Below are 19327 nucleotides of genomic sequence, written 5' to 3' on the forward strand. Positions count from 1 at the left end.
AATTTCAGTTCTGAGCGTGGGAGATGCCTGCGAAGGTTACCTATCGACTGGACGGTGTTGGTTCGGCCCGGTTTTTGCATCCTGTCGGTTGCTCCACCACTGTCCGACCATCGCGCCCATACCAAGAAAGAGAACGAGGAACCCGAGGACGAAATTGAGCACCGGGATATTGACGACGAGCGCACCGACAACAAGCGCGAGCCAGAGATTCGACTCACCGTCACCAAACCGCCGAAGCACGTACGACCCGAATACAATCGTTCCGAGAGCAGACGCAACGTATGTGAACAGTATACCACCGAAGAGGGGGATCACACCGGCCATCCCAAGGAATTCCGGGACGCCGAACGCCATGAGAAAGAGGAAAACCAACAGGAGCAGGATGAATCCGACGACCCCTCCGACGAACACCCCGAGCCCGAGTACTCCAGACCCAACGGGTTGATCGTAGGCCCGCTTCTCAATAGCTCGGACGTACGAGCCGGAGAAGACGAACTCTGAGACAACCAAAACGAGGACGCCAATAGCGATGGAGAATATGACGTACACCACGTAGATGAGCAATCCGAGGACAGCGAGTTCAGAAAATCCCGAATCGGTAATCGGCGCCTCGGGAGTGGTCTGTGCAACAACTGGAGCGGGAACGAGCGCCAGCAGGGCAAGCCATGGTACAAGAGACTGTGGGAGGTTCATAGGAAAGCTTCATATTAGTCAGTTATAATAGTTGTGCCGCTCACACGTAGTGGTTATTCGACGCCGTGGAGGTAATTGCCGACGCGCTCGACTGTATCTCTCCTCAACGGTAACTGGGCTACTAGATAAACAAATGTGGATCTCGCCAGTTTCAGGTATAACCGAGTGGATTGGGGCCTTTCACGATGCTGCATCTATCCTCTGAGTCGGTCACGCTATTTCTGACAAGAGTCGAGTAGTTCGAACTCCCCCTGCTGAATTCACAGCGCATATCTCGCGCCAGCATCCCGATCGAAGGGTATAGTTCCGTCACAATTAGAAATCCGCCCAACAGCGAATCAGAGCAGGGGAATTTGTTAGTACCTGCCACGCTGACTGCCTAGACATGGGACGCAACTTAGACGACGTTGACCGGAGCATACTCTACCTGCTTCAACAGGACGCTCGCAATACCACGGCACAGGAGATGGCTGACAGCGTTGGCGTCTCGGCCAGCACCATTCGCAATCGAATCGACCAACTCGAAGCTGACGAAATAATCAAGGGCTATCACCCGGAGATAGCCTACGAAGCGGCCAATCTCCCTCTACAACTCACATTCATAATCTCCGCGCCGCCAACCGAACTACAACACTATTCGGAACAGATTCGCGGGATTCAGGGCGTTATCGACGTTCGAGAAATGCTGACTGGCCGACGGAATATCCACGTCGATGTAGTGGGGACGAGCACAGGCGAGATCACCCGAATTACCGACGCCATCCACGACCTTGGCGTCGAAATCGAGTCGTCGGAAATGATGAGGCGGCGGCATGTTCAGCCCTTTAACCATTTCTTCCTACAGGGGACGGAAGATATGGATGCGCGTGGCGATGGAGCGGACGAAGACGAGTCGTCGGAGTGAGTTTTTCTCGGCGAGGGTTTCGACTTTCCACAATATATTCAGAGTATTTCCGCGACTCACACACCAACAAGTGTGTAGAGCACAGATTCAACCCCTCATACTGCGGGAATGGCAATCTATCTGATCGAGTGCACAACACCGTTATCGTGGTCGCTGTTCTATCGCTAAACTGATGATGTGACCATCGGAGTTCGACCATCCCTCGCGGTGACGTCTCACCACAACCATGAACGACAACGCTTTCAACGCCCTCGCACACGAACAGCGTCGAACACTCCTACTCGACCTTCTCGAACATAATCCACAGGGCGCGAAGGTTGAATCATCCACAGGGCACTCAGTGCTGACCGATGCCGAACAGGGAATACAAGTAGCGATGTATCACTCACACCTGCCCAAACTCGAAGATTATGGGTACATCGAATGGGACGAAGACACGAATGAAATCAGCAAGGGGCCGCAATTCGATGAGATCCGCCCGCTCCTCGAATTTTTAGCGTCTAACGGTCCGGAGTGAGCGACGAAGCGGACGATAGCCTTTATCACCGATATAAGCGTAAGCGCACACCCCTCTACACATGTGTCCGTCGTCACCCACATCATCAAACAATGCGTTGAGTACTGCTGTAATTGAGGCTATTGCTAAGGAAATGGATGTTGACCCTACTAAACTACCCGAGCAACTATACGACGTGATCGACCCCGACTCCTTGGACTCGCTATTCACCAGTGGGAATCCGACGGACGGCACAGTGACGTTCGCCTACTGTGGGTACACTGTCACTATCACCGCAGACAGCGACGTGACCCTCGAAGAATAGACGGTCGTCACTTCGGAGCCACTACGTCCTCACGCGCCGGACACTCGGCTCATACGCTCTCGGTGCTGTCGTTTTTCTTGTATTGGACGAGGAGCAGCGTATCGGTACCAGAATCTCGATTCCCTCGTTCTCGTCGGCTGGTAGGTGTATCCCGGTGTTTTGTCTTGTTCGTCTCTATTCCATTATTTTACACGGCATTCTGAAACACCTGTTAGGCTCGCAGAGCCATCTTACCAGTTGTTCAGACGTGAAGATGAGAAACAGATCACTCATCCCTGCTGAGTATATCCTCTGTATCTTCCAAACTGTTTCTGACAATAGTTGGGGAGTTCGTTGAGACCTTGCAAGATACAGGGCGCGTATGCAGCAACGAAGAAGGAACGACAACGGTGGGAAGCCTGCCTTCCGTCAGAACCGCGAGTGCTACCGGCTCGATACCGTATCACTCCGCGTCCGTCGCCAGTTCGTCCACGTCGGCTCCGGTCACGTTCTTCCAGACGACGGTGCGCTGGCTGCCGGTGAAGTACCGGTACGCGGCGTACAGCAGGTTCGGGACCCCCATCGCCCACCAGATTGTGAAGATAGCGACGATGAGGTGGATACCCGGATCGCCGAATTCACGCCGTACGAGCGTGACTCGGTCTCGAGTCTCCTCCTCGATCTGCCACCCGGATTCGACCTTCGCGGTAACCTCGCGTCGATAGGTGTCGGAACGGTCCATACGGTCGTATACGGCGCCACACCGAATAGGGGTTGTGCAAACGTCAGGTGTGGATTCGCGCCGAACGATCGCTGCTCCCCCCGTTACCCGCTACTCTCCCACGCCGCTGTTGACGGAAAACGGATGGGTCGGTACGCCGCGGAGGAGACACAACGTGAGGGTAGCGCGGTCCGAGAACCGATCTGCGGAGGGGAGTGATCGGTCGAAACAGCGGAGGTCCGCTACTGCAGACAACGCCGTATCAGGTTCGTGGTGACGATCACTCCACGTCGTCGTGGGTCAACAGCACCCGTTCGCGCTCGCCCGCGGGCTCCTCGTACGTGATCACCTCGAGCAGGTTCCCGTCCTGGTCGAGGAAGTAGAATCCCTCGAACTCGCCCCAGTCGTAGGGCCCCTGCTTCGGGAACTGCCCGTCCAGGTCCGCCATCAACGATTCGTACGCCTCCCGGTCGGTTTCGAAGGCGAGGTGGGCCTTGTCGAGCGGGTGCTCGAGGCCGCGTTCGTCCCAGCCGTCGGCCCGGCCGGTCTCGACGAGCGTGACGATCGTCTCGCCGGCCCGGAACATGGCGTGGTCGCCCTGGAAGTCCGAGGGAGCTCGCTCCACCTCGAGCCCCAGGACGTCGCGGTAGAACGCGTACCCGGCCTCGAGGTCGTCGACGTCGACGTTGACGTGGTCGACGGCGTCCATCTCAGGGTTCCACCTCCGATCCCGGATCGGCTTCCGTCCCCGTCTCCGCATCCGCCTCCGCCTCCGCTTCCGTTCCCGCCCCTCGCTCCGGTTCCGCCACCGCCCCTCCCTCGACCCGCTCCGCGTAGTTCCGGACGACGTCGGCCTCGCGATCGACGAACTCGTTCGTCCACGCCGCGTCCGGATCGATCTCCCCCTCGAGCAGGTCTGTCTCGGCGAGCGTGCGCCCGAGGGTTCGCCACCGCTCGCCGTCGTGGGTGCCCCACCCCTCTCGGCGCACGGCGTCGGTGAACTGCAGGTCCGTCGCGGCGGTTTCGAACTTCCGACGCTCGACCGACCGCCGGCGCTCGAGGGTGGCGTTGCGCCCGACGAGGACGTCGATGGCATCCTCGGGGTCGCGCGTCGCCGCCTCCCAGCCGCGGGCCGTCGCCCGGAGGAACGCTCGGACCGTCTCCGGGTTCTCGCGGGCGAAGGCGGGTTCGGTCACGACCGTCATCCCGTAGACGTCGAGGTACTCACCGATGGGGAGTTCGTCGGCCGTCCGGTCGTGCTCGCGCTCGAGTTCGAAGCCGTTCGTGACGACGCCCACCGCTGCGTCGACCTCGCCGTCGAGCAGCTTGTGCTGGACGCGGTGGTGGGTGTGGTCGTCGACGCCGAGCAGGTCGACCTCCTCGCGAATGCCCTCGTCCTCGAGCAGCTGAGCCGTCAGGATGCGCGTCTTCGTCGCCGAGGGCGCGATCGTCCGGCCGGCGAGCTGGGCGGGTCGCTCGAGGGGCTCGCCGAAGACGTCCCGCAGGGTGTAGATCGCCGCCGGCGTCTTCCCCGTCACGGCGGCGACGGCCAGGGGCTCGAGGCCCCGGCTCTGGACCGCGAGGACGGCGCTCGCGCCCGCCAGGGCGAACTCGGCGCGCCCCTTCGCGGCCTGCTCGGCGGCGAAGGGCGAGCCGTGGCCCTCGACGAAGCGCACGTCGAGTCCCTCGTCGGCGTAGAAGCCCCGCTCGCGCGCGAGGAAGTACGGCGCCTGGAACCCGTTGGGCTCCCAGTTGAGCTGGAAATCGACGGTCGTCATCGCTCCGGCGTCACCTCCGGTCGGAACAGGTCGCCCGGAATGCGGTCGACGCCGAGCGCCTCGGCGCCGGCGACCTCGAGCAGGCGGTCGAACAGCCGCTCCATCCCCGAGACGGTCTTCGCGTCCCAGTCGGCGACGACCATCTCCCGCCAGCCGTCGCGGATCCCGCGGACGACGGCGGGGTCGTCCTCGTACATCATCCGATCGGCCAGCTCCTCCCAGATCTCGTCGTCGGTTCGCAGTCGGTCGACCGCGTCGACGTAGGCCCGCCGGAACCCCCTGACGGCCTCGGGGCTCTCCTCGAGGTACGCCTCGCTGGTGAGGAACGTCGAGATCGGTAGCGTCCGGTCGGCGTCGGAGAGCCGCTGGACGAGGTCCGCCATCGGGAGCACCTCTCGGTAGGGACCCGTCTCGACGATCTCGGGCACGATCTGCCAGAACTGGAGGATCGCGTCGACCTCGCCCTCGCGCAGCATTCGGGTGAGTCCGACCTTCGAGCCCGACTCGACCGACGTCGCCGCCTCCTCGGGGTCGAAGTCGTGGTACTCGCGGCAGGCCGCCCGCGCGAGGATCCAGTTCTTGTCCAGCCGTCGAACGACCCCGATCCGCCTGCCCCGGAGGTCGGCGAGCCCCTCGATCGGCGAGTCTTCCTGGGCGACGAGGCCGCCGACCGTCCGCCCGTAGGGGTGGACGGCGACGATCGGCGCGCCGTCGGCCCGCTCGCGGGCCGCCGAGACGTAGTCGATGTCGATCAGGTCCGCCTCGCCCTCGTGGAGCTTCGCTTCGACCGTCTCGACCCCGCCCTCGAGTTCGTCCGAGACGAGTTGCACGTCGAGGTGGAAGTCGTGGTCGCGGTCGAGGCCGAACCGCTTGATCGCGTAGAGCAGGTAGCGCGGACTGCCGTTGTGTTCGAACCTGGCGCGCATCACCGGTCGGTCGCCGGGCTCGTCGTGCAGGTCGTCGAGCGCCGCCTGTTGGGTCTCGATGTCGACGTCGGCGTTCGCGTTCGCACCCATCGGTCGGTTAGCGGACGGGAGCGACGACGCGCTCGATGGTCGCCCCTTCGTCGATCAGGTTTCGGTCTTTCATCCACTCGAGGTGCTCCTCGAGGTCGTCTGGATCGGCCGGCTCGGGGACCTCGTACGTCGGTACGGTCACCGACTCGCGCATCGCCTCGAGGTCCACGTCCGAAAAGAGGTCGGGCGCGACCTCGGCGTCCGCCTCGAGCATCTCGAGGTACCCCTCGCGGAACGCCTCGGGACTCGCGTTGATCTCCTCGACCGCCCGCTCGTAGGCCCGGACGAACGCCTCGAACGTCTCCCCGTCGAGGTCGGCGGCGGCCACGATCCCGACGTGGTTCTCGAACTCGAACAGTCGCTCGAAGCCGAGGTGGTCGGCGAGCGTGCTGTGGGGGTCGAGCAGCGTCGCGGCCTCGACCTCGCCGTCGCGCAGCGCCCGCAGCCGATCGGTCGGCATTCCGTGGTGCTCGAGTTCGATCGCCTCCGGGTCGAGGTGCTCCTCGAGCGCCCGCATCGCCGTGTACTCCTGGCCGGTCCGTCGGTTGACGGCGATCGGAACGTGCGCGAGGTCCGCCGGCCCCTCGATCCCCGCGTCCGGCCGCGCGTGGAACGTGTAGGGCAGGTCGGCGAACGCCCCGTGGGCGACGATCCGGCCGTCCTCGAGCGACCACGTTCGTTTGAGACTCTCCCACTTGCAAACCGGGTAGAGGTCGACGTCCACGTCGCCGGTGAGCGTCTCGCTCGCCGGGACGTACTTCCAGTCGACCCGCTGGCGGTCGCGCTCGAGCAACTCCACGTCGAGTCCCTCCGCTTCGAAGTAGCCCCGCTCGGCCGCCACCCGCTGTGGCAACATGAACGAGAACGGGAGGTGGAATACTTGAACAGTGCTACCGTGTGTCATACAGTGCCCCTCACCACGACCGGGTAATAAAACGTTTCTCAAAAACGTTTATACGAGCGTTCGGCTGCGATCACAGTCTCCGCGGGACGGAACAAGATTCACGTATCGATCCGTCCTCACCACGTACTATGGTGTCACCTGACATGGATCGCGCACGGACGGCGGACGTCGACCTCGAGGAGGTCGCGGAGGGGGTCGCCCTGGGCGATCTCTCGACCGGCGACCGGGCGAGCATGATGTACTGGCGCGTCGAGCCCGGCGCGACGCTCCCCGTCCACGAACACGAGCACGAGCAGATCGGGTACGTGCTCGAGGGGAGCCTGACGGCGATCGTCGACGGCGAGGAAGTCACCCTCGAGGAAGGCGACGCGTATCGGTTTCCCAGCGGCGTCAGCCACGGCGCCGAAAACCGGAGCGACGAACCGACGGTCGGCATCGGCGTGCTCTCCCCGCCGCGGGACGAACCGGACTGGCGCGAGGGGAACTGACCCGCCGAGGGCGTCCGCCGCGGTCGGGACGCTCGTTCTCGAGTTCGACTCGCGGCCGTCGGCGACACTGTTCGAGGACGAGCGATCGAGCGAGGCGAACCGACCCCGCGATTCGACCTCGAGCGAGGCGGAGTTCGAGCGTCGAGAGAAATGATTCGAAGCGGAGCGGTCCGCGTCAGCCGCTGCCTGGTCCTAGAGTCCGAGCGCCGACGCCGCTCCCGCCGCGTCGGCTTCCGTCTCGATCTCGGTGATCCGGACGTCGATCTCGCCACCCTCCACGATGGCGACGGTGATGTCCTCGAACCGCTTGCGGTACTCGGTGGCGTGTTTCCCCGTCGTGTTGATCCGGATGCGCTCGTCGACGAGGCCGGCGTCCGTCAGCAGCTCCACCTTTCGGTACATCGTGGAGGTGGGGATGTCGCACTTCTCCGAGAGTTCGGTCGCCGTCAGCGACTCCTCGGCGGTCGCCTCGAGGATCGCCCTGCAGGCTTCGTCCTCGAGCGCCGCGAGGACCGCGTGCGGGTCGGCGTCGTCGTCGGTCTTCAGTCCGGGGTGGTTCGGCTTCGTGTCGGCGCGACGAGTTCGCTTCGGAGCGGACAGCTTCATTATACTCTCTACTCTCTGCCGGTCGGTCTCCAATTGAATCCCAATAAATACAGGGGGCTTTATCAGGGGGCGGATACTCGACCCGTCGATTACGGGGTCGGTCCCCCGGATCGACGAGGGTCGGATCCGATCGTACCTCGTGCGAACGCGTGGCACGGCTCCCGAGTCGTCCGATCGTGCGGGAGCGACCGCTCCGTCGTGGCGGCGACCCCGTCCGCTCGTCCCACCCACCGTACGGCGGTCCGCGCAACGCGACGACCGGCCGTCCCCGGTCGCTCGCGACGAATCGACGTCTGAGTCTACGCACGCGAGCGCGCACGAAACACCAGCGTGACGTCCTGGCGTGCGACGAGACGTTACGAAACCGACAGCGGCGCACGCCACTTAACGGCGCTCGAGGCGATACGGCTCCGCTCGCGACGGCTCCCGCGAGGAACGTCGCTTCGACTGCCCGACTCGCGACCGATCCGGCCCCCACGATATAGAGGGGCGGAGTTTAGGGGAGTCCGACCGTTAGCACGGGTAGATGGGTTCGGGTATCCGCGCGGAGGTGAAGATCGACGATCCCCCCGACTGTCCGGTCGTCCAGGCGTCGGCGGCGACCGAGAGCGCGACCACGTCGGTCGCCAAGAGCGTCGTCCCCGACGACGGCGAGGCGACGGTCACCGAGGAGTTCATGCTCGAGGGCGTCGACTCCCTCGAGGGGGTCGAGGTGGACGCCGACGTCGAGTTCTCGAAGCTGTTCTCCTACGGGTCGAAGTCCGTCTTCCGGTTCGACCGCGAGTGGGACCGTGGGTGCCCCTGCGAGCGCGTCGAGTCGTTCGACAGTCCGGTGATCGACGTCCGCACGCAGGGGACGTCGCTGTATCTCACCTTCCACGCCTCGGACATGCAGGCGCTGCAGGGGATCATCGGCGAACTTCGCACCCGGTACTCGGGCCTCGACGTGCAGCGACTCCTCCAGTCCGAACAGGAGGGGTCGGACCAGCACCTCGTGTTCGTCGACAAGAGCGCGCTGACCGCCCGTCAGGAGGAGGTGCTCGAGACGGCCCACGAGATGGGCTACTTCGACCACCCCAAGCGGGCGAACGCCGGCGAGGTCGCCGCGGAACTCGACATCACGACCTCGACGTTCACCGAACACCTCTCGGCGGCCCAACGAAAACTCCTGGGGGCGATCCTCGACGCGTGACGCCGCGACCGATTCCGAATCCGATCCCGATGACGACACCGCACACGACCCGCTCGTCGACCCACCCGTCAGCTCCGGCGCCGCGTAACCGACTTCACGACTCGAGAATCGGCCGTTCACGGTTCGCCACCGTCCCCCCTCGAGAGCTACCATCTCGTGGGATGAACCGCCACCCTATATATGGTGGACGCACAGCTATACCATACGCAATCGATCAGTTACCAAGTACCCGAAGGTCATGACCAGATACGAATTCACGTGTCCCGAGTGCGCGCAGGAAATCGAAGTCAACGAGGCGATGCGCGAGGCGACGTTGGCCCACGGCTGCCCGGTCTGTGGCGCCGACGTCTCCCCCGCCGACTTCGCCCAGCAGACGCCGACGAACTGACCGCACTCGGGTTCGATCCGCCGCCCGACCCCCGACGGGACGAGTCGCCGGCACTCGACGCCCGTCGACCGACCCCTCTTCCTCGCACTGAACCGGTTTTCGTTCGACTCGAAGCACCGATTTCCGGTTCGCCCGTCCGCGGAGCGAGTAATCCGTTCGATCCCGGGTTCCGAACGCTCCGCTCCGCGAGCGCGTCTTCCCGAACAACGATCCGTTTCGATCGCGGGTTCGACCGGTTCCGTCAGTCGCGGTAGACGGTGGTCCGCCGGCCGCTCAGTTCCGCCGGCACGAACTGGTAGAGTTCGATGTCCAGGTCCCGCTTCCCCTCGGCCCAGATCTCGAACAGCGGGCGCCGCGCCTCGCCGTACTGTGCGATCTGATCGGGCGTGAGGTCCCCCGGTTCGATCTCCTCGAGGGTGCCCGTGGCGACGATGCTCCGGTAGACCGAGTCGTCCTCGTCGTAGACGACCAGGCGGGCTTCCGGCGAGGACGCGAGGAACCGGCGCTTCTCGCTCTCCGGCGTCGAGACCAGGCGCATGTAGAACGTTCGGTCGTCGGTGTCGTAGCCGTACGAGATCGGGATCGCGTAGGGTTCGTCGCCCCGGGCGAGCGCCAGCACCCCCGTCTCGTGACGACGAAGGAACTCGTCGATCTCCGCCTCGGTCATTTCGGTCTCCTGATCGATGGACATCGTCTCGGTGGCTTGCCAAAGGGGCAACACCACCTTTACAGTTGTCATCGGCTACGACCCCGATTCGGGCGTCGAATTCCCTCGCGTCGGCGCTCCACCCGCCTCGATCCGTCGACCGCTCGAGTTCGGACCCGTCGGTCGCTCGAATCGCAGATTTAATATCGCGCTATTTGATATACTATTTGAACGTCCCACCGCTCGGTCGGGGGTCGGCGCGCCAGCGCGAGCTACCCGGCCGAGACGGGCGACCGCGCGACGCCGACTCACGCCGATCCGTCGTCCTCCCCGTCGAGCGGCGGCCAGTGCCACGCGTCGGCTTCCACGACGGCGAGCAGGTACCGCCTGCGCTCGCGCAGATCCTCCAGGGCGTCTTCGAACGACTCGTCGGAGGCGGTCGGGATCCCCTCCTCGCGGAGCCGGTCGAGTTCCGGGGGAGGGGGAGCCTCGTCCACGGGCTCGATGAACGTCTTGTCGAGCGTCTCGAGGTAGGTGTCAGCGCTCGAGCGCGCGCTCTCGACCAGCGTCGGATTGGGCCCGACGTTCGCGTCCCCCGGCACGCCGTGGCGAATGAGGGTGAGCGCCTCGTCGAAGATGGGTATGGCCATCGCCGACGCGTCCTCGCTGCGGTCGCTGTGGTAGTAGTGGAGGACCGGGTAGGCCTTGTGCTTGTCCGCGAGCAGGTCGAGTTGGGACGAGAGGTCGTTGAGGGGCAACTCGAGGCCGTCGAATCCCTCCTCGTCGGTCCAGCCGCTTCGAACGAACGCCTCGCTCCGGTCGCCAAGTCCCGTGACGCCGCTCGCGAACGCGCGCTTCTCCGAGACCGCACCCAGGACGGAGATCACGTACGAGACGCCGAGGGTGACGAACGCCATCCCCGACGCCGTCGTGAGCGCGCTGGCGATCTCCCAGGCGTCGCCGCCGTAGACGGGCGTGTAGTCGCCGTTACCGTCGGTGAACATCGTGTACGCGACGTAGTAGAACCGTCCCGCCCAGTCCGCGGTGCCGCCGGTGCGCGTGTTGACCAGCGCGATCGGGCTGCTCGCGAACACGAACGTCCACCCGACCCAGATGAGGGCGATCCACGTCGCGAGCGTGAGCGCGAGGATCAACGGGCCGGCGAGACTGAGAGCCGCGGCGTGATCCCCCGTAACGACCCGCAGCCCGCGCCAGACGCCCGTCGTGAGTCGGCTCGAGATCGGTCCGGCGCCGCCGTCGACCCAGAGCGTCGTCCAGAGGATGTCGACGATCACCGCGACGAGCAGCGCGACGCCGACGAGGAGAGAGACGATCCCGATCGCGTTCACGCCCGTTTCGTACGGGCCTCGGCTACTTCATTTCCCGACTTGCACTACGGTTCGTCGGCGCTCTCGGGATCGGCGTCACCGTCGGAGCCGTCGGCGTCGCTCTCCGGGTCGGCGTCCGTCGACTCGAGTCCGATCACCACCGGATCGCGGATCTCGAGGGCCGTCTCGAACTCCTCCTCGCGATCCTCGCGGCGGCCGATCCGGAGTAACTGCTCCTCGTGCGCCCGCCGGATCGCCGAGCGCTCGCGCGCGGACACGTCGAGGCGGTCCTCGAGGTCCTCCCAGTGACCCCACTCGACGAGGAAGACCGCCCGCTCGTCGTCCTCGTGGATGCGCTCGTACTCGCGGCGGTAGCGCTCGAGTTCCGGGCCGAGTTCCGCCTGTGCGCGGTCGATCAGGGTTGGAAGCCGCGTCGGCGCCACGCTCGCCTTCGCGGCCGTGAGGACGAGCACCTGCGACTCGATCGGATCCGCCGCCATCACCCTCCCGCTCGCATCGCCTTGCGCGTAAACGCCTCGATTAGCGCCTCGCGTTCCGCCTCGTCGACGTCGTCGTCGAACTCGAAGGCGACGGTCACTTCTGTCAGCGAGAGCGTGGGGCCGACGCCGACGCTTTCGGACGAGAGCGTCGCGGTCCACCCCCCGCCGTCCACGGCGTCCTCGTCGACCCGCTCGCCGCCGAGGTTCTCGAGGTAGCGAATCGCCAGCCGTTCCGAGATGCCGCGATACGAGCGTTCGACTCGAGTGGTCATACCCCCAGTTCGTCTCCCACCCTCATAACGTCGTCTTCGGTGACCGGTTTCGACGCCTCGACTCACCGGCCGACCCCCACGAGGACGAACCCGACGACCGCGAGCGCGAGCGCCGCTGTCAGTGCCGGCGCCGGTCCGTACCCCAGCGCCGCGAGCGCGGCGATCGCCACCGCGAGCGCGACGAACGCCAGACCGAGGGACAGACACGCCCGCTGTACGCGCGTTCGCGACTCGCTGCGGGTGAACACGCCGTCGACGGCCCACTCCACCGCGAACTCGAGTGCGTCATCGATCATACGCGACCGCTCGAAGGCCACCCACGTAACTGTTTCTCAGAGTGACACGAACCGAGTCACCCGCCGGCGACGGGCGGAAACACCGACAACACGTCGCCCTCCTCGAGTTCGGTCTCCGTCCCCTCCTCGTGAACCACGTTGCGTCCGTTCACCAGCACGTTCAACTGCGGTCTGACCCCGCCGTTCTCGAGCAACTGCCCGTCGAGCCCCTCGTACTCGTCCTCGAGGAACGCGAGGAGGTCGCCCACGGTGGCGTCGTCCTCGACGGTGTACGTCCGTTCCTTCTGGCCGACGGCCTCTCGGAAGGTCGCGAAAAATCGGCAGTCGATCTCCATGGTCTAACGGTCGGAGCGGAGCGCCATAACGGTACTCGTGGTCGAATCGGCCGTGGGGGCGTCACGCGACCGACGCGGCGGGCGCGGAGCCGTACCTGATCGAGTCGATCCCGGCGGCCTCGAGCGCGTCGTCGATCGCGTCCGCCCCGCGGTCGGCGGCGGCGTCCGGGTCGTCGGCCTCGACGGTGACGGTCACCGCGAACGAGACGGCGATCGTGTAGGGATCGAAGGGGGCCGTCGGGTGCTCGTACACCTCGGCCGTCTCGATCGTCCAGTCGTCGATCGTCCCGTCGTCGGCCAGTTCCTCGAACACCGCGGCCAGGTCGGAGACGGCTTCGTCGCGCGCGGTCGTGTCGGACCCCCCGTGGAGGGTCACGAGGGTCGTCGCGTCGCGGGTGACGGCGTAGTTCATGGCTCCCATAGTGCGGCCGCGGCGTTGAATACTTGCTGCATACGTGTTCGGCGGTTCACAGGTGGTGCCCGACCGGTCGCGAGTCGCGGGTCGCAGGACGTCGCCGCGATCACTGGAGCGTGTCGTACAGCGTCGCCAGCTGCTCGAGCGAGTGCTCGACCGCGAGCATCGAGCGCCGCCGACGACAGAGGTCCGAGAGGCGATCGTTCTCGATCAGCGTGCGTTCGAGCGCCCACCGACAGCCCTCGAGGTCGCCGGGCTCGTACAGGTAGCCCGTTTCGCCCTCGATGACCGAGTCCGTGAGCGCCCCGGCGTCGACCGCGACGACGGGCGTCCCGCAGGCGGTCGCCTCGAGGGCGACCAGCCCCTGGGTTTCGACAGGGCTCGGGAAGATGAAGGCGTCGAGGGCGGAGTAGAACGACGGCAGCTCCTCCCGGTCCATGAAGCCGAGGAATCGGACGTCGGCGTCCGACGCCGCCGCGTGCTCCTCGAGGTCGTCGCGGGCGGGGCCGTCGCCGCCGATCACGAGCGTCCACCCGGTCCCGGCGACGGCGTCGATCGCCTCCTTCAGGTTCTTCTCGTGCCCGTGGCGGCCGGTGTAGCCGACGAGCGGTCCCTCCGGGAGGCCGTACCGGCTCTCGAACTCGGTCGGGTCGACCGGACGGAAGAACTCCGTGTCGACTCCGTTCGAGAGGACGGTCGCCTCGACGTCGGCGTCGATCTCCGCGAGGAGGTGGTTCCGGGCGAACGCCGTCGGCGTGACGACGTGGTCGACGCACTCGAAGAAGCGCCGCTCGTAGGCCAGGCTCGTCCGCTCGAGCGGTTCCACGAACGGATCGGGGACGTGCTGGTCCGCCCGGTCGGCGAGCAGGGTGTGGTAGGAGGCGACGACGGGGACGTCGTGACGCCGGGCGAATCGAATGCCCGATATTCCGACGGTAAAGGGCGTGTGAACGTGGACGACGTCGGGAACCTCCATCTCGGCGTCGTCGGGGGTCGCCGGTAGCCCGAGCCTGTACTGCGGATACAGCGGCGCTCGAACGCTGGGGACGGTGTACTCGCGATCGCCCGGTTCGCAACCGGCCATCTCGGGAAAGACGACAGACATCCAGTCGCGACAGCGCGGCCACCGGTCGTGCCAGAGGGAGACCGTGTACGTGACGCCGTTAACCGTCGGCAGGTAGAGATCGGTAAACGCGGCGACGGTTTCGGTTCGACTCATTGTCGAACGCTCGCAGTGGGGTCCTAAATCGGTTTTGCATCAGACATGAGTGTGGGTTGTGCTATCGCGCACGAGCGTGGAAACAGTTCGAGGAACGCGATGGACGGTTCGGTGCGGCTTTCAGTGCGTTATCTCGGCGTCGACGTCGAACTGGACGCCGTGGTCGTCGAGCAGCGATCGCATCCGTTCGACGCCGCGTTTCGTGTCCCAGCCGACGCCCGTGTAGTGTTTGTACGGGTGGCGCAGCCAGGAGTACTCCCGGTGGGCGAACAGCTCGAGCGTGTCGCCGCCGTCCTGGAACATCGTCACGTGGAGCTGCCACGTGGCCAGCGCCGAGCGTCGACGGACCCAGCTCCCAGCCGAGAGGCGGCCGTCGCGGTGAACCTTTAGCGACGCGACCGGCTCCGGCGTGAACTCGAGGTCTTCCAGGACGGGACGGAACTCCTCGAGTCCGCGCTGGACGGTGCCGACGTACTCCGCCGGGTGTTGCGTACACTGTGCGAACCCGCCGAACGGTTCCTTGATCCGGTGAAGCGTCGGGCACACGCGTCGGCGCACGCGCGTCGCCAGGTCGATCGCCTCCGCGGCCTCGTCGGTCTCGTCTCGATCGCTCGTCACCACGCACAGGGGTAACGCGTCCCGAGCGCAAAATCCTTGTGCCACGTGTCAGCCCCTCGAAGCCACGGATTCGTCCGATCGGGGCCGATTCGACCGCCTCTCCCGCGGTGACGGTCGGGGTTCGGTACGCTCCGTCGGTGACCCGGCCCGCCGTCCGTTACGTGCGACTCGCTCCCCGTCAGGCGTCCCGCAGTCGGATGCCGTCCTCGACCAGCCGCGCGTTCCGCTCCCGGTCGATGCGTTCGGCGAGCTCCTCGTGGTCGTACAGCTGGGCGATCAGGTCCGCGTAGAGGGTCCGCCACGCGATGGCGTAGATCGGCGACTGCCCCCACGCGCGCAGTTCCGGAACCAGTTCGTCGTACGTGTCGAGTCGACCTTCGAAGTGTTCGATCGCCTCGAGGGCGTGGCCGACGGCCTCCCGCTCGTCCTCGGCCGCCTCGATCGCGCGGTTGAGCCGCCGTTCCCACCCCGCGACGGCCTGTCGCATGTCCGCCGCGGCGTCGTCGCCGTCGTCCGGCAGTCGTTCGAGGATCGGTTCCGGAACGCCGAGTGAGACCTCGATGTCGTCCATGATCCGGAATACGTCCGTCGGGGTGAAGAAACCACGCGTCGTCCGCCCGAACCGGATCACCCCGGTCCGTCGTCCGTCACTCGCCGTCGGTCCACGTCGCCAGCAGCACCTCGTCGACGAGCGAGTCGTCGATGCAGTAGTGGCCCTCCCGCTTTCCCTCGCGCTCCCAGCCGTTGTCCTCGAGGAACTCGATCGCCCGCTCGTTCGTCGCAGGCAGGCTCTGGTAGAGCTTCCGGTACCTCGACTCCTCGGCCCACTCGAGGCCGTACTCGAGCAAGCTCGAGCCGATGCCCTCGCGGCGGTGGTCCGGTCGCACCCCGACGGTCACCTCGGCCGTGTGCCGGAGCGAGGGGAGTTCCGGGCCGTCGAGGTGGAGCCAGCCGACGACCTCGCCCCCCTCGTCCCGTTCGCCGGCCACTTCCGCGGATTCGTCGCCCGCTCCTCCCTCGTCTTCCCGGCGAACCGCCACGAAGAACACGCGCGAGCGCTCGTCGTTCGCCCGAACCAGCGCCGGCGCCCGCTCGAGTTGCTCGACCACGTTCTCGGCGACGATGTAGGTCCCGTCATCGCCGACGTCGCTCATCGTCTCGATCAGCCCCGCCCGGTCCTCCTCGCGCGCGGGTCGAATCGTCACCGTCCCGTCTCCGCCCTCGAGTTCGCGTTCGGCCGGCGTCGTCGACAGGGCGACCCGGAGCTTTCCGTCGAACTCGAGCAGGTGGCCGTCGGCTTTCAGCTCCGAGACGGCCGCGCGCAGTTCGTCCGGTTCGATCGGGCGCTTTTCGGTGTACGTCCGCGAGCGGGCGGGTTTCGACGCCGGCTGTCCCGTCTCGACGTGGATCGTCCGGGCGAGTTCGCCCCTCGTGACGGCGCCCCGGCGCTCGACGTACTCGTAGATCGACCGCTTCATCTCGTCCTCGAACGATCGCCGCGCGTGCAGGCTCATACTGCCAACAGCCGACGGACGGGCGTATCACGCTGTGCTTACATGTGCAGGGTGGCGGTGGCGTCCGCCGGCCATCGACCGCCCGCCGTTCGATCGTCCGTCACTCGGTCGACCGCCGCGAACGGCTCGATTCGCCGTCGTCACCCGCCGTGCCGGTACTCGAGCGGCGTTTTGTCGACCCGCCTCGCCGGCCGCCCGTTCGGTGACGAACTGTATTTGATATCGCGATATTCGATTTACGGCCGACTGTCGTTCGGGCTCGAACCGGGCGTTTCGAGGGCGATTCGGTCGGGGATACGGCCGAATGCGGAGTCTGCGGGGCGTTGCCGTCGCGAACCGACTCGGCGGCTCGACGGTTCGAGACCGATGCGACGCCGTCGGCGTGGCGACCCCAGCGCCTGGTTCGGTCCCGGTCGTCACCGGCAAGCGCAGCTCGGCGGAGGGGTCCCCTCGAGGTGAGGCCGGGGGGTCGTTCGAGCTCCGCGCTTCGTTACCGAACGGTCGGTCGCCGCTGTGCTACTCGGTTCGGCGGTGCGTCGCGACGATTACCCGAGCCGTTCGGATCGTCGCCGTACCGACCGTCCGACGTCGCGGTCGGTCGCCGATCTCCCTGGGGGTAACCCGAATGTCCACCGTCTGGGCCGCGCTCGGGAATCTCGTCGACGGGCACTCGAGCGGGCTCGGCCGGCGCCGGCGAGGCGGGTCGCGCCGCCGGCACGCGGTCCGGCTCGGACGAACGCGCGTCCCCGAGCGAGCGCACGCGTGACGAAGCCCGTTCGCTCGCGGTTGTGAAGTCCCTCGGATGCGTCGTGGTCTCGAGTCGAACTTCGACTTCGGCGGACGAGTTACCTTTTCACAGCGTTCGCGGGAGCGCTTCGTGACCGGGCCACCCGGGTGCGCTCGGTATCGATCACACTGCTCGGCCGGGTCTGCGCCCGGTAGGACGTCGAGCGTGAAATCGCGGACGACGATACGAAACGAGGGTCGGTTTCTCGAGCAGCCTCGTCGGCCCTCGAACCCGGGGGTTTTGCCCCGAATTCGGATTCGTCGAGATCGATGCCGATCGACGCCTCGAGCGAGCGCGGATCGCGCACCCATCACTCCCACGTCGCCACCGTTCTGTGCGTTCGGGGATCGCTCTTCGGGGACGCTCAGCGCGGACTTCGATCCCCCCTGCCCGTTTCGATGGGATTCGGACGTTTCAGCGCCGGTGCGGAGAGTTCCCGGGAGACGACGTCGATCTCCACCGATCCGTGCCGTTCAGGTAATGAATCTCATAACGCTATACAGAATTCGAATCGGAAGTTTCGGAATCCGCCCGCCGGCGCTTAATACGATCGAAGCGAAACGGATGCGTGTGATCGTCGACGGCCGCGTCCTGCGCGAGGATTTCGTCCCGAGCGAGGTGGTTCACCGTCACGACGAGGTGAATCGCCTCTCGGGGGGCCTCGAGCCGCTGCTCTCGGGCGAGCACCCGGAGACGGCGTTCCTGTTCGGACCGACGGGCGTCGGCAAGACCTGCATCGCTCGCTACACCGTCGAGCGCCTGCAGGAGCAGCTACCGGACGTGCGGGTCGCCTACGTCAACTGCTGGCAGGAGTACACCCGCTTTCGGGTGCTCTACCGGGTGCTCGAGGCCGTGGGGCGGACGATCGACGTCCACCGTTCGACGCCGAAGGACGAGCTGTTCCAGCGCCTCTCCCGGACGGACGACCGGCCGGTGGTGGCGATCCTGGACGAGGTCGACCAGCTCGAGGAGACGGCGGCGCTGTACGACCTCCACCGGCTGCCCCACGTCTCGCTGGTGTTGATCGCCAACCGCGAGGAGGAGTTGTTCGCGAGCTTCGACGATCGGGTGCGGTCGCGCCTGCGCGCCGGCGTGCGCGTGCAGTTCGACCGGTACGGCACCGACGAACTCACCGCGATCCTCGACGAACGCGCCGCGCAGGGCCTCGAGCCGGGCGTCGTCACCGAATCGCAACTGCGCCGGATCGCCGACGCGGCGGCGGGCGACGCCCGCGTGGGCATCGGCATCCTCCGATCCGCGGCGCTGACGGCCGACCGACGGGGGCTCGAGGCGATCACCGACGAGGTGCTCGTCGAGGCGATTCCGGACGCTCGCTCTGCGATCCGGCGGAAGACGCTCGAGGGGCTGATCGAACACCAGCGGGTGCTCTACGACGTGGTCGCGGAGGCGGGCGAGATCGAACCGGGCGACCTCTACGAGGAGTACGAGCGCCGGGTCGACGACCCGAAGACCCACCGCACCCTGCGCAACTACCTGACGAAGATGGTCCACTACGACCTGATCGAGGCCGTCGGCGAGCGCCGCGGGCGGACGTATCGGGTGATCGACGACGAGTCCGGCTAATCGACGACGATTCCGTCGGTGACTGACTCGCTCGCATTTTTCCCCGGCGTGCCGGATCGTTCCCGGAGAGCTAATATCCCGGACGCCTGGGCGCGCTGTCGGTGTGTTCGGCGCGTTCACAGGATCGACGACTGTGGCGTCGGTAACTCACGGAATCCCCACCCACCGCACCTCGAGCCTCCCCAGCCGGGTTCGAGCCTCGCACGGCTCGGCTCTCACCCCCTCGCGCGGGCTCGCTTCGCTCGCCGTCGCGCGCCACGACGCGTACCGATCGTTCTACACCCCCGCCGGTCTTCGGGCCTTCGCTCACCCTGTCTGCGGGG

The 19327-nt window shown here is 65.9% G+C and carries 25 protein-coding genes; 7 read left to right on the forward strand and 18 right to left on the reverse strand.

The annotated features are described in order from the left end of the window. Positions 1 to 36: 36 nt before the first annotated feature. Positions 37 to 693 carry a hypothetical protein gene (locus RJT68_RS04085; RefSeq protein WP_407039101.1) on the reverse strand — a complete coding sequence of 219 codons (657 nt, stop codon included), beginning with the start codon at positions 691 to 693 and terminating at the stop codon, positions 37 to 39. Between the two features lie 385 nt (positions 694 to 1078). On the opposite strand from RJT68_RS04085, the gene RJT68_RS04090 reads away from it, so the two are divergent. The 3 genes from RJT68_RS04090 (at position 1079) to RJT68_RS04100 (ending at position 2418) form a co-directional block, all read left to right on the forward strand. Continuing rightward, complete coding sequence (locus RJT68_RS04090; RefSeq protein ID WP_407039102.1) at positions 1079 to 1597, forward strand: Lrp/AsnC family transcriptional regulator; 519 nt, start codon at positions 1079 to 1081, stop codon at positions 1595 to 1597. 226 nt (positions 1598 to 1823) lie between these two features. After that, positions 1824 to 2114, forward strand: coding sequence for a DUF7344 domain-containing protein (locus tag RJT68_RS04095; protein WP_407039103.1), 291 nt, complete (start codon positions 1824 to 1826; stop codon positions 2112 to 2114). A 61-nt stretch (positions 2115 to 2175) separates the two neighbouring features. Then, positions 2176 to 2418, forward strand: a complete 243-nt coding sequence (locus tag RJT68_RS04100; protein WP_407039104.1) for a HalOD1 output domain-containing protein — start codon at positions 2176 to 2178, stop codon at positions 2416 to 2418. Positions 2419 to 2860: 442 nt separating this feature from the next. Here the strand turns inward: RJT68_RS04100 and RJT68_RS04105 are convergent, their stop codons facing one another. From RJT68_RS04105 to RJT68_RS04125, 5 genes are all read right to left on the reverse strand, one after another. After that, the gene (locus tag RJT68_RS04105; protein ID WP_407039105.1) at positions 2861 to 3139 is read right to left on the reverse strand and encodes a hypothetical protein; all 279 of its coding nucleotides are present in this window, start codon (positions 3137 to 3139) and stop codon (positions 2861 to 2863) included. A gap of 259 nt (positions 3140 to 3398) precedes the next feature. After that, a complete protein-coding gene (locus RJT68_RS04110; protein ID WP_407039106.1) occupies positions 3399 to 3827 on the reverse strand; it encodes a VOC family protein in 429 nt (142 codons plus the stop codon). Between the two features lies 1 nt (position 3828). Then, positions 3829 to 4896 (reverse strand): ABC transporter substrate-binding protein, encoded by a 1068-nt coding sequence (locus RJT68_RS04115; RefSeq protein WP_407039107.1) that lies wholly within the window; start codon positions 4894 to 4896, stop codon positions 3829 to 3831. Next, on the reverse strand, positions 4893 to 5912 hold the full coding sequence (locus RJT68_RS04120; protein WP_407039108.1) for an ABC transporter substrate-binding protein: 1020 nt from the start codon (positions 5910 to 5912) through the stop codon (positions 4893 to 4895). Before RJT68_RS04120 ends, RJT68_RS04115 begins: the two co-directional genes overlap by 4 nt. Before the next feature lie 7 nt (positions 5913 to 5919). Then, positions 5920 to 6816 carry an ABC transporter substrate-binding protein gene (locus tag RJT68_RS04125; RefSeq protein ID WP_407039109.1) on the reverse strand — a complete coding sequence of 299 codons (897 nt, stop codon included), beginning with the start codon at positions 6814 to 6816 and terminating at the stop codon, positions 5920 to 5922. Between the two features lie 143 nt (positions 6817 to 6959). Between RJT68_RS04125 and RJT68_RS04130 the strand changes: the two genes are divergently transcribed. Next, positions 6960 to 7304 (forward strand): cupin domain-containing protein, encoded by a 345-nt coding sequence (locus tag RJT68_RS04130; protein ID WP_407040318.1) that lies wholly within the window; start codon positions 6960 to 6962, stop codon positions 7302 to 7304. A 192-nt stretch (positions 7305 to 7496) separates the two neighbouring features. Here the strand turns inward: RJT68_RS04130 and RJT68_RS04135 are convergent, their stop codons facing one another. Next, on the reverse strand, positions 7497 to 7910 hold the full coding sequence (locus tag RJT68_RS04135; protein ID WP_407039110.1) for a helix-turn-helix domain-containing protein: 414 nt from the start codon (positions 7908 to 7910) through the stop codon (positions 7497 to 7499). Between the two features lie 526 nt (positions 7911 to 8436). Between RJT68_RS04135 and RJT68_RS04140 the strand changes: the two genes are divergently transcribed. Together RJT68_RS04140 and RJT68_RS04145 are read left to right on the forward strand one after the other, a co-directional pair. Further along, positions 8437 to 9102: a helix-turn-helix domain-containing protein gene (locus tag RJT68_RS04140; protein WP_407039111.1), complete on the forward strand. Its 666-nt coding sequence runs from the start codon at positions 8437 to 8439 to the stop codon at positions 9100 to 9102. A 238-nt stretch (positions 9103 to 9340) separates the two neighbouring features. Next, entirely contained in the window at positions 9341 to 9490 is a 150-nt protein-coding gene (locus RJT68_RS04145) for a DUF7560 family zinc ribbon protein (RefSeq protein WP_407039112.1), read from the forward strand. 241 nt (positions 9491 to 9731) lie between these two features. Here the strand turns inward: RJT68_RS04145 and RJT68_RS04150 are convergent, their stop codons facing one another. From RJT68_RS04150 to RJT68_RS04200, 11 genes are all read right to left on the reverse strand, one after another. Continuing rightward, the gene (locus RJT68_RS04150; RefSeq protein WP_407040319.1) at positions 9732 to 10181 is read right to left on the reverse strand and encodes a pyridoxamine 5'-phosphate oxidase family protein; all 450 of its coding nucleotides are present in this window, start codon (positions 10179 to 10181) and stop codon (positions 9732 to 9734) included. 263 nt (positions 10182 to 10444) lie between these two features. Next, a complete protein-coding gene (locus RJT68_RS04155; protein WP_407040320.1) occupies positions 10445 to 11476 on the reverse strand; it encodes a two pore domain potassium channel family protein in 1032 nt (343 codons plus the stop codon). Between the two features lie 53 nt (positions 11477 to 11529). Further along, a complete protein-coding gene (locus RJT68_RS04160) occupies positions 11530 to 11964 on the reverse strand; it encodes a hypothetical protein (protein ID WP_407039113.1) in 435 nt (144 codons plus the stop codon). After that, a complete protein-coding gene (locus RJT68_RS04165; protein WP_407039114.1) occupies positions 11964 to 12236 on the reverse strand; it encodes a hypothetical protein in 273 nt (90 codons plus the stop codon). The genes RJT68_RS04160 and RJT68_RS04165 overlap by 1 nt, the downstream gene beginning before the upstream one ends. A 62-nt stretch (positions 12237 to 12298) precedes the next feature. Then, positions 12299 to 12532: a hypothetical protein gene (locus RJT68_RS04170; protein WP_407039115.1), complete on the reverse strand. Its 234-nt coding sequence runs from the start codon at positions 12530 to 12532 to the stop codon at positions 12299 to 12301. Between the two features lie 56 nt (positions 12533 to 12588). Then, entirely contained in the window at positions 12589 to 12867 is a 279-nt protein-coding gene (locus tag RJT68_RS04175; protein ID WP_407039116.1) for a ubiquitin-like small modifier protein 1, read from the reverse strand. Positions 12868 to 12928: 61 nt separating this feature from the next. Next, positions 12929 to 13279 carry a hypothetical protein gene (locus RJT68_RS04180; RefSeq protein ID WP_407040321.1) on the reverse strand — a complete coding sequence of 117 codons (351 nt, stop codon included), beginning with the start codon at positions 13277 to 13279 and terminating at the stop codon, positions 12929 to 12931. A gap of 109 nt (positions 13280 to 13388) precedes the next feature. Then, positions 13389 to 14501, reverse strand: a complete 1113-nt coding sequence (locus tag RJT68_RS04185; protein ID WP_407039117.1) for a glycosyltransferase — start codon at positions 14499 to 14501, stop codon at positions 13389 to 13391. 120 nt (positions 14502 to 14621) lie between these two features. Next, positions 14622 to 15122, reverse strand: coding sequence for a hypothetical protein (locus tag RJT68_RS04190; RefSeq protein WP_407039118.1), 501 nt, complete (start codon positions 15120 to 15122; stop codon positions 14622 to 14624). A 175-nt stretch (positions 15123 to 15297) separates the two neighbouring features. After that, positions 15298 to 15690, reverse strand: a complete 393-nt coding sequence (locus RJT68_RS04195) for a hypothetical protein (protein WP_407039119.1) — start codon at positions 15688 to 15690, stop codon at positions 15298 to 15300. Positions 15691 to 15766: 76 nt separating this feature from the next. Beyond that, a complete protein-coding gene (locus RJT68_RS04200) occupies positions 15767 to 16633 on the reverse strand; it encodes a GNAT family N-acetyltransferase (RefSeq protein WP_407039120.1) in 867 nt (288 codons plus the stop codon). Positions 16634 to 17990: 1357 nt separating this feature from the next. Between RJT68_RS04200 and RJT68_RS04205 the strand changes: the two genes are divergently transcribed. Further along, positions 17991 to 19004: a Cdc6/Cdc18 family protein gene (locus RJT68_RS04205; protein ID WP_407039121.1), complete on the forward strand. Its 1014-nt coding sequence runs from the start codon at positions 17991 to 17993 to the stop codon at positions 19002 to 19004. Positions 19005 to 19327 lie beyond the last annotated feature (323 nt).

The organism is Halovalidus salilacus, assembly GCF_031852275.1.
GTDB classification, from domain to species: Archaea; Halobacteriota; Halobacteria; order Halobacteriales; family Natrialbaceae; genus Halovalidus; species Halovalidus salilacus.

Excerpts from the sequence above, each read along its gene's own strand:
- RJT68_RS04085 (WP_407039101.1), bottom strand. The coding sequence starts at position 693 with ATGAACCTCCCACAGTCTCTTGTACCATGGCTTGCCCTGCTGGCGCTC.
- RJT68_RS04090 (WP_407039102.1), top strand. The coding sequence starts at position 1,079 with ATGGGACGCAACTTAGACGACGTTGACCGGAGCATACTCTACCTGCTT.
- RJT68_RS04095 (WP_407039103.1), top strand. The coding sequence starts at position 1,824 with ATGAACGACAACGCTTTCAACGCCCTCGCACACGAACAGCGTCGAACA.
- RJT68_RS04100 (WP_407039104.1), top strand. The coding sequence starts at position 2,176 with ATGTGTCCGTCGTCACCCACATCATCAAACAATGCGTTGAGTACTGCT.
- RJT68_RS04105 (WP_407039105.1), bottom strand. The coding sequence starts at position 3,139 with ATGGACCGTTCCGACACCTATCGACGCGAGGTTACCGCGAAGGTCGAA.
- RJT68_RS04110 (WP_407039106.1), bottom strand. The coding sequence starts at position 3,827 with ATGGACGCCGTCGACCACGTCAACGTCGACGTCGACGACCTCGAGGCC.
- RJT68_RS04115 (WP_407039107.1), bottom strand. The coding sequence starts at position 4,896 with ATGACGACCGTCGATTTCCAGCTCAACTGGGAGCCCAACGGGTTCCAG.
- RJT68_RS04120 (WP_407039108.1), bottom strand. The coding sequence starts at position 5,912 with ATGGGTGCGAACGCGAACGCCGACGTCGACATCGAGACCCAACAGGCG.
- RJT68_RS04125 (WP_407039109.1), bottom strand. The coding sequence starts at position 6,816 with ATGACACACGGTAGCACTGTTCAAGTATTCCACCTCCCGTTCTCGTTC.
- RJT68_RS04130 (WP_407040318.1), top strand. The coding sequence starts at position 6,960 with ATGGATCGCGCACGGACGGCGGACGTCGACCTCGAGGAGGTCGCGGAG.
- RJT68_RS04135 (WP_407039110.1), bottom strand. The coding sequence starts at position 7,910 with ATGAAGCTGTCCGCTCCGAAGCGAACTCGTCGCGCCGACACGAAGCCG.
- RJT68_RS04140 (WP_407039111.1), top strand. The coding sequence starts at position 8,437 with ATGGGTTCGGGTATCCGCGCGGAGGTGAAGATCGACGATCCCCCCGAC.
- RJT68_RS04145 (WP_407039112.1), top strand. The coding sequence starts at position 9,341 with ATGACCAGATACGAATTCACGTGTCCCGAGTGCGCGCAGGAAATCGAA.
- RJT68_RS04150 (WP_407040319.1), bottom strand. The coding sequence starts at position 10,181 with ATGTCCATCGATCAGGAGACCGAAATGACCGAGGCGGAGATCGACGAG.
- RJT68_RS04160 (WP_407039113.1), bottom strand. The coding sequence starts at position 11,964 with ATGGCGGCGGATCCGATCGAGTCGCAGGTGCTCGTCCTCACGGCCGCG.
- RJT68_RS04165 (WP_407039114.1), bottom strand. The coding sequence starts at position 12,236 with ATGACCACTCGAGTCGAACGCTCGTATCGCGGCATCTCGGAACGGCTG.
- RJT68_RS04170 (WP_407039115.1), bottom strand. The coding sequence starts at position 12,532 with ATGATCGATGACGCACTCGAGTTCGCGGTGGAGTGGGCCGTCGACGGC.
- RJT68_RS04175 (WP_407039116.1), bottom strand. The coding sequence starts at position 12,867 with ATGGAGATCGACTGCCGATTTTTCGCGACCTTCCGAGAGGCCGTCGGC.
- RJT68_RS04180 (WP_407040321.1), bottom strand. The coding sequence starts at position 13,279 with ATGAACTACGCCGTCACCCGCGACGCGACGACCCTCGTGACCCTCCAC.
- RJT68_RS04185 (WP_407039117.1), bottom strand. The coding sequence starts at position 14,501 with ATGAGTCGAACCGAAACCGTCGCCGCGTTTACCGATCTCTACCTGCCG.
- RJT68_RS04195 (WP_407039119.1), bottom strand. The coding sequence starts at position 15,690 with ATGGACGACATCGAGGTCTCACTCGGCGTTCCGGAACCGATCCTCGAA.
- RJT68_RS04200 (WP_407039120.1), bottom strand. The coding sequence starts at position 16,633 with ATGAGCCTGCACGCGCGGCGATCGTTCGAGGACGAGATGAAGCGGTCG.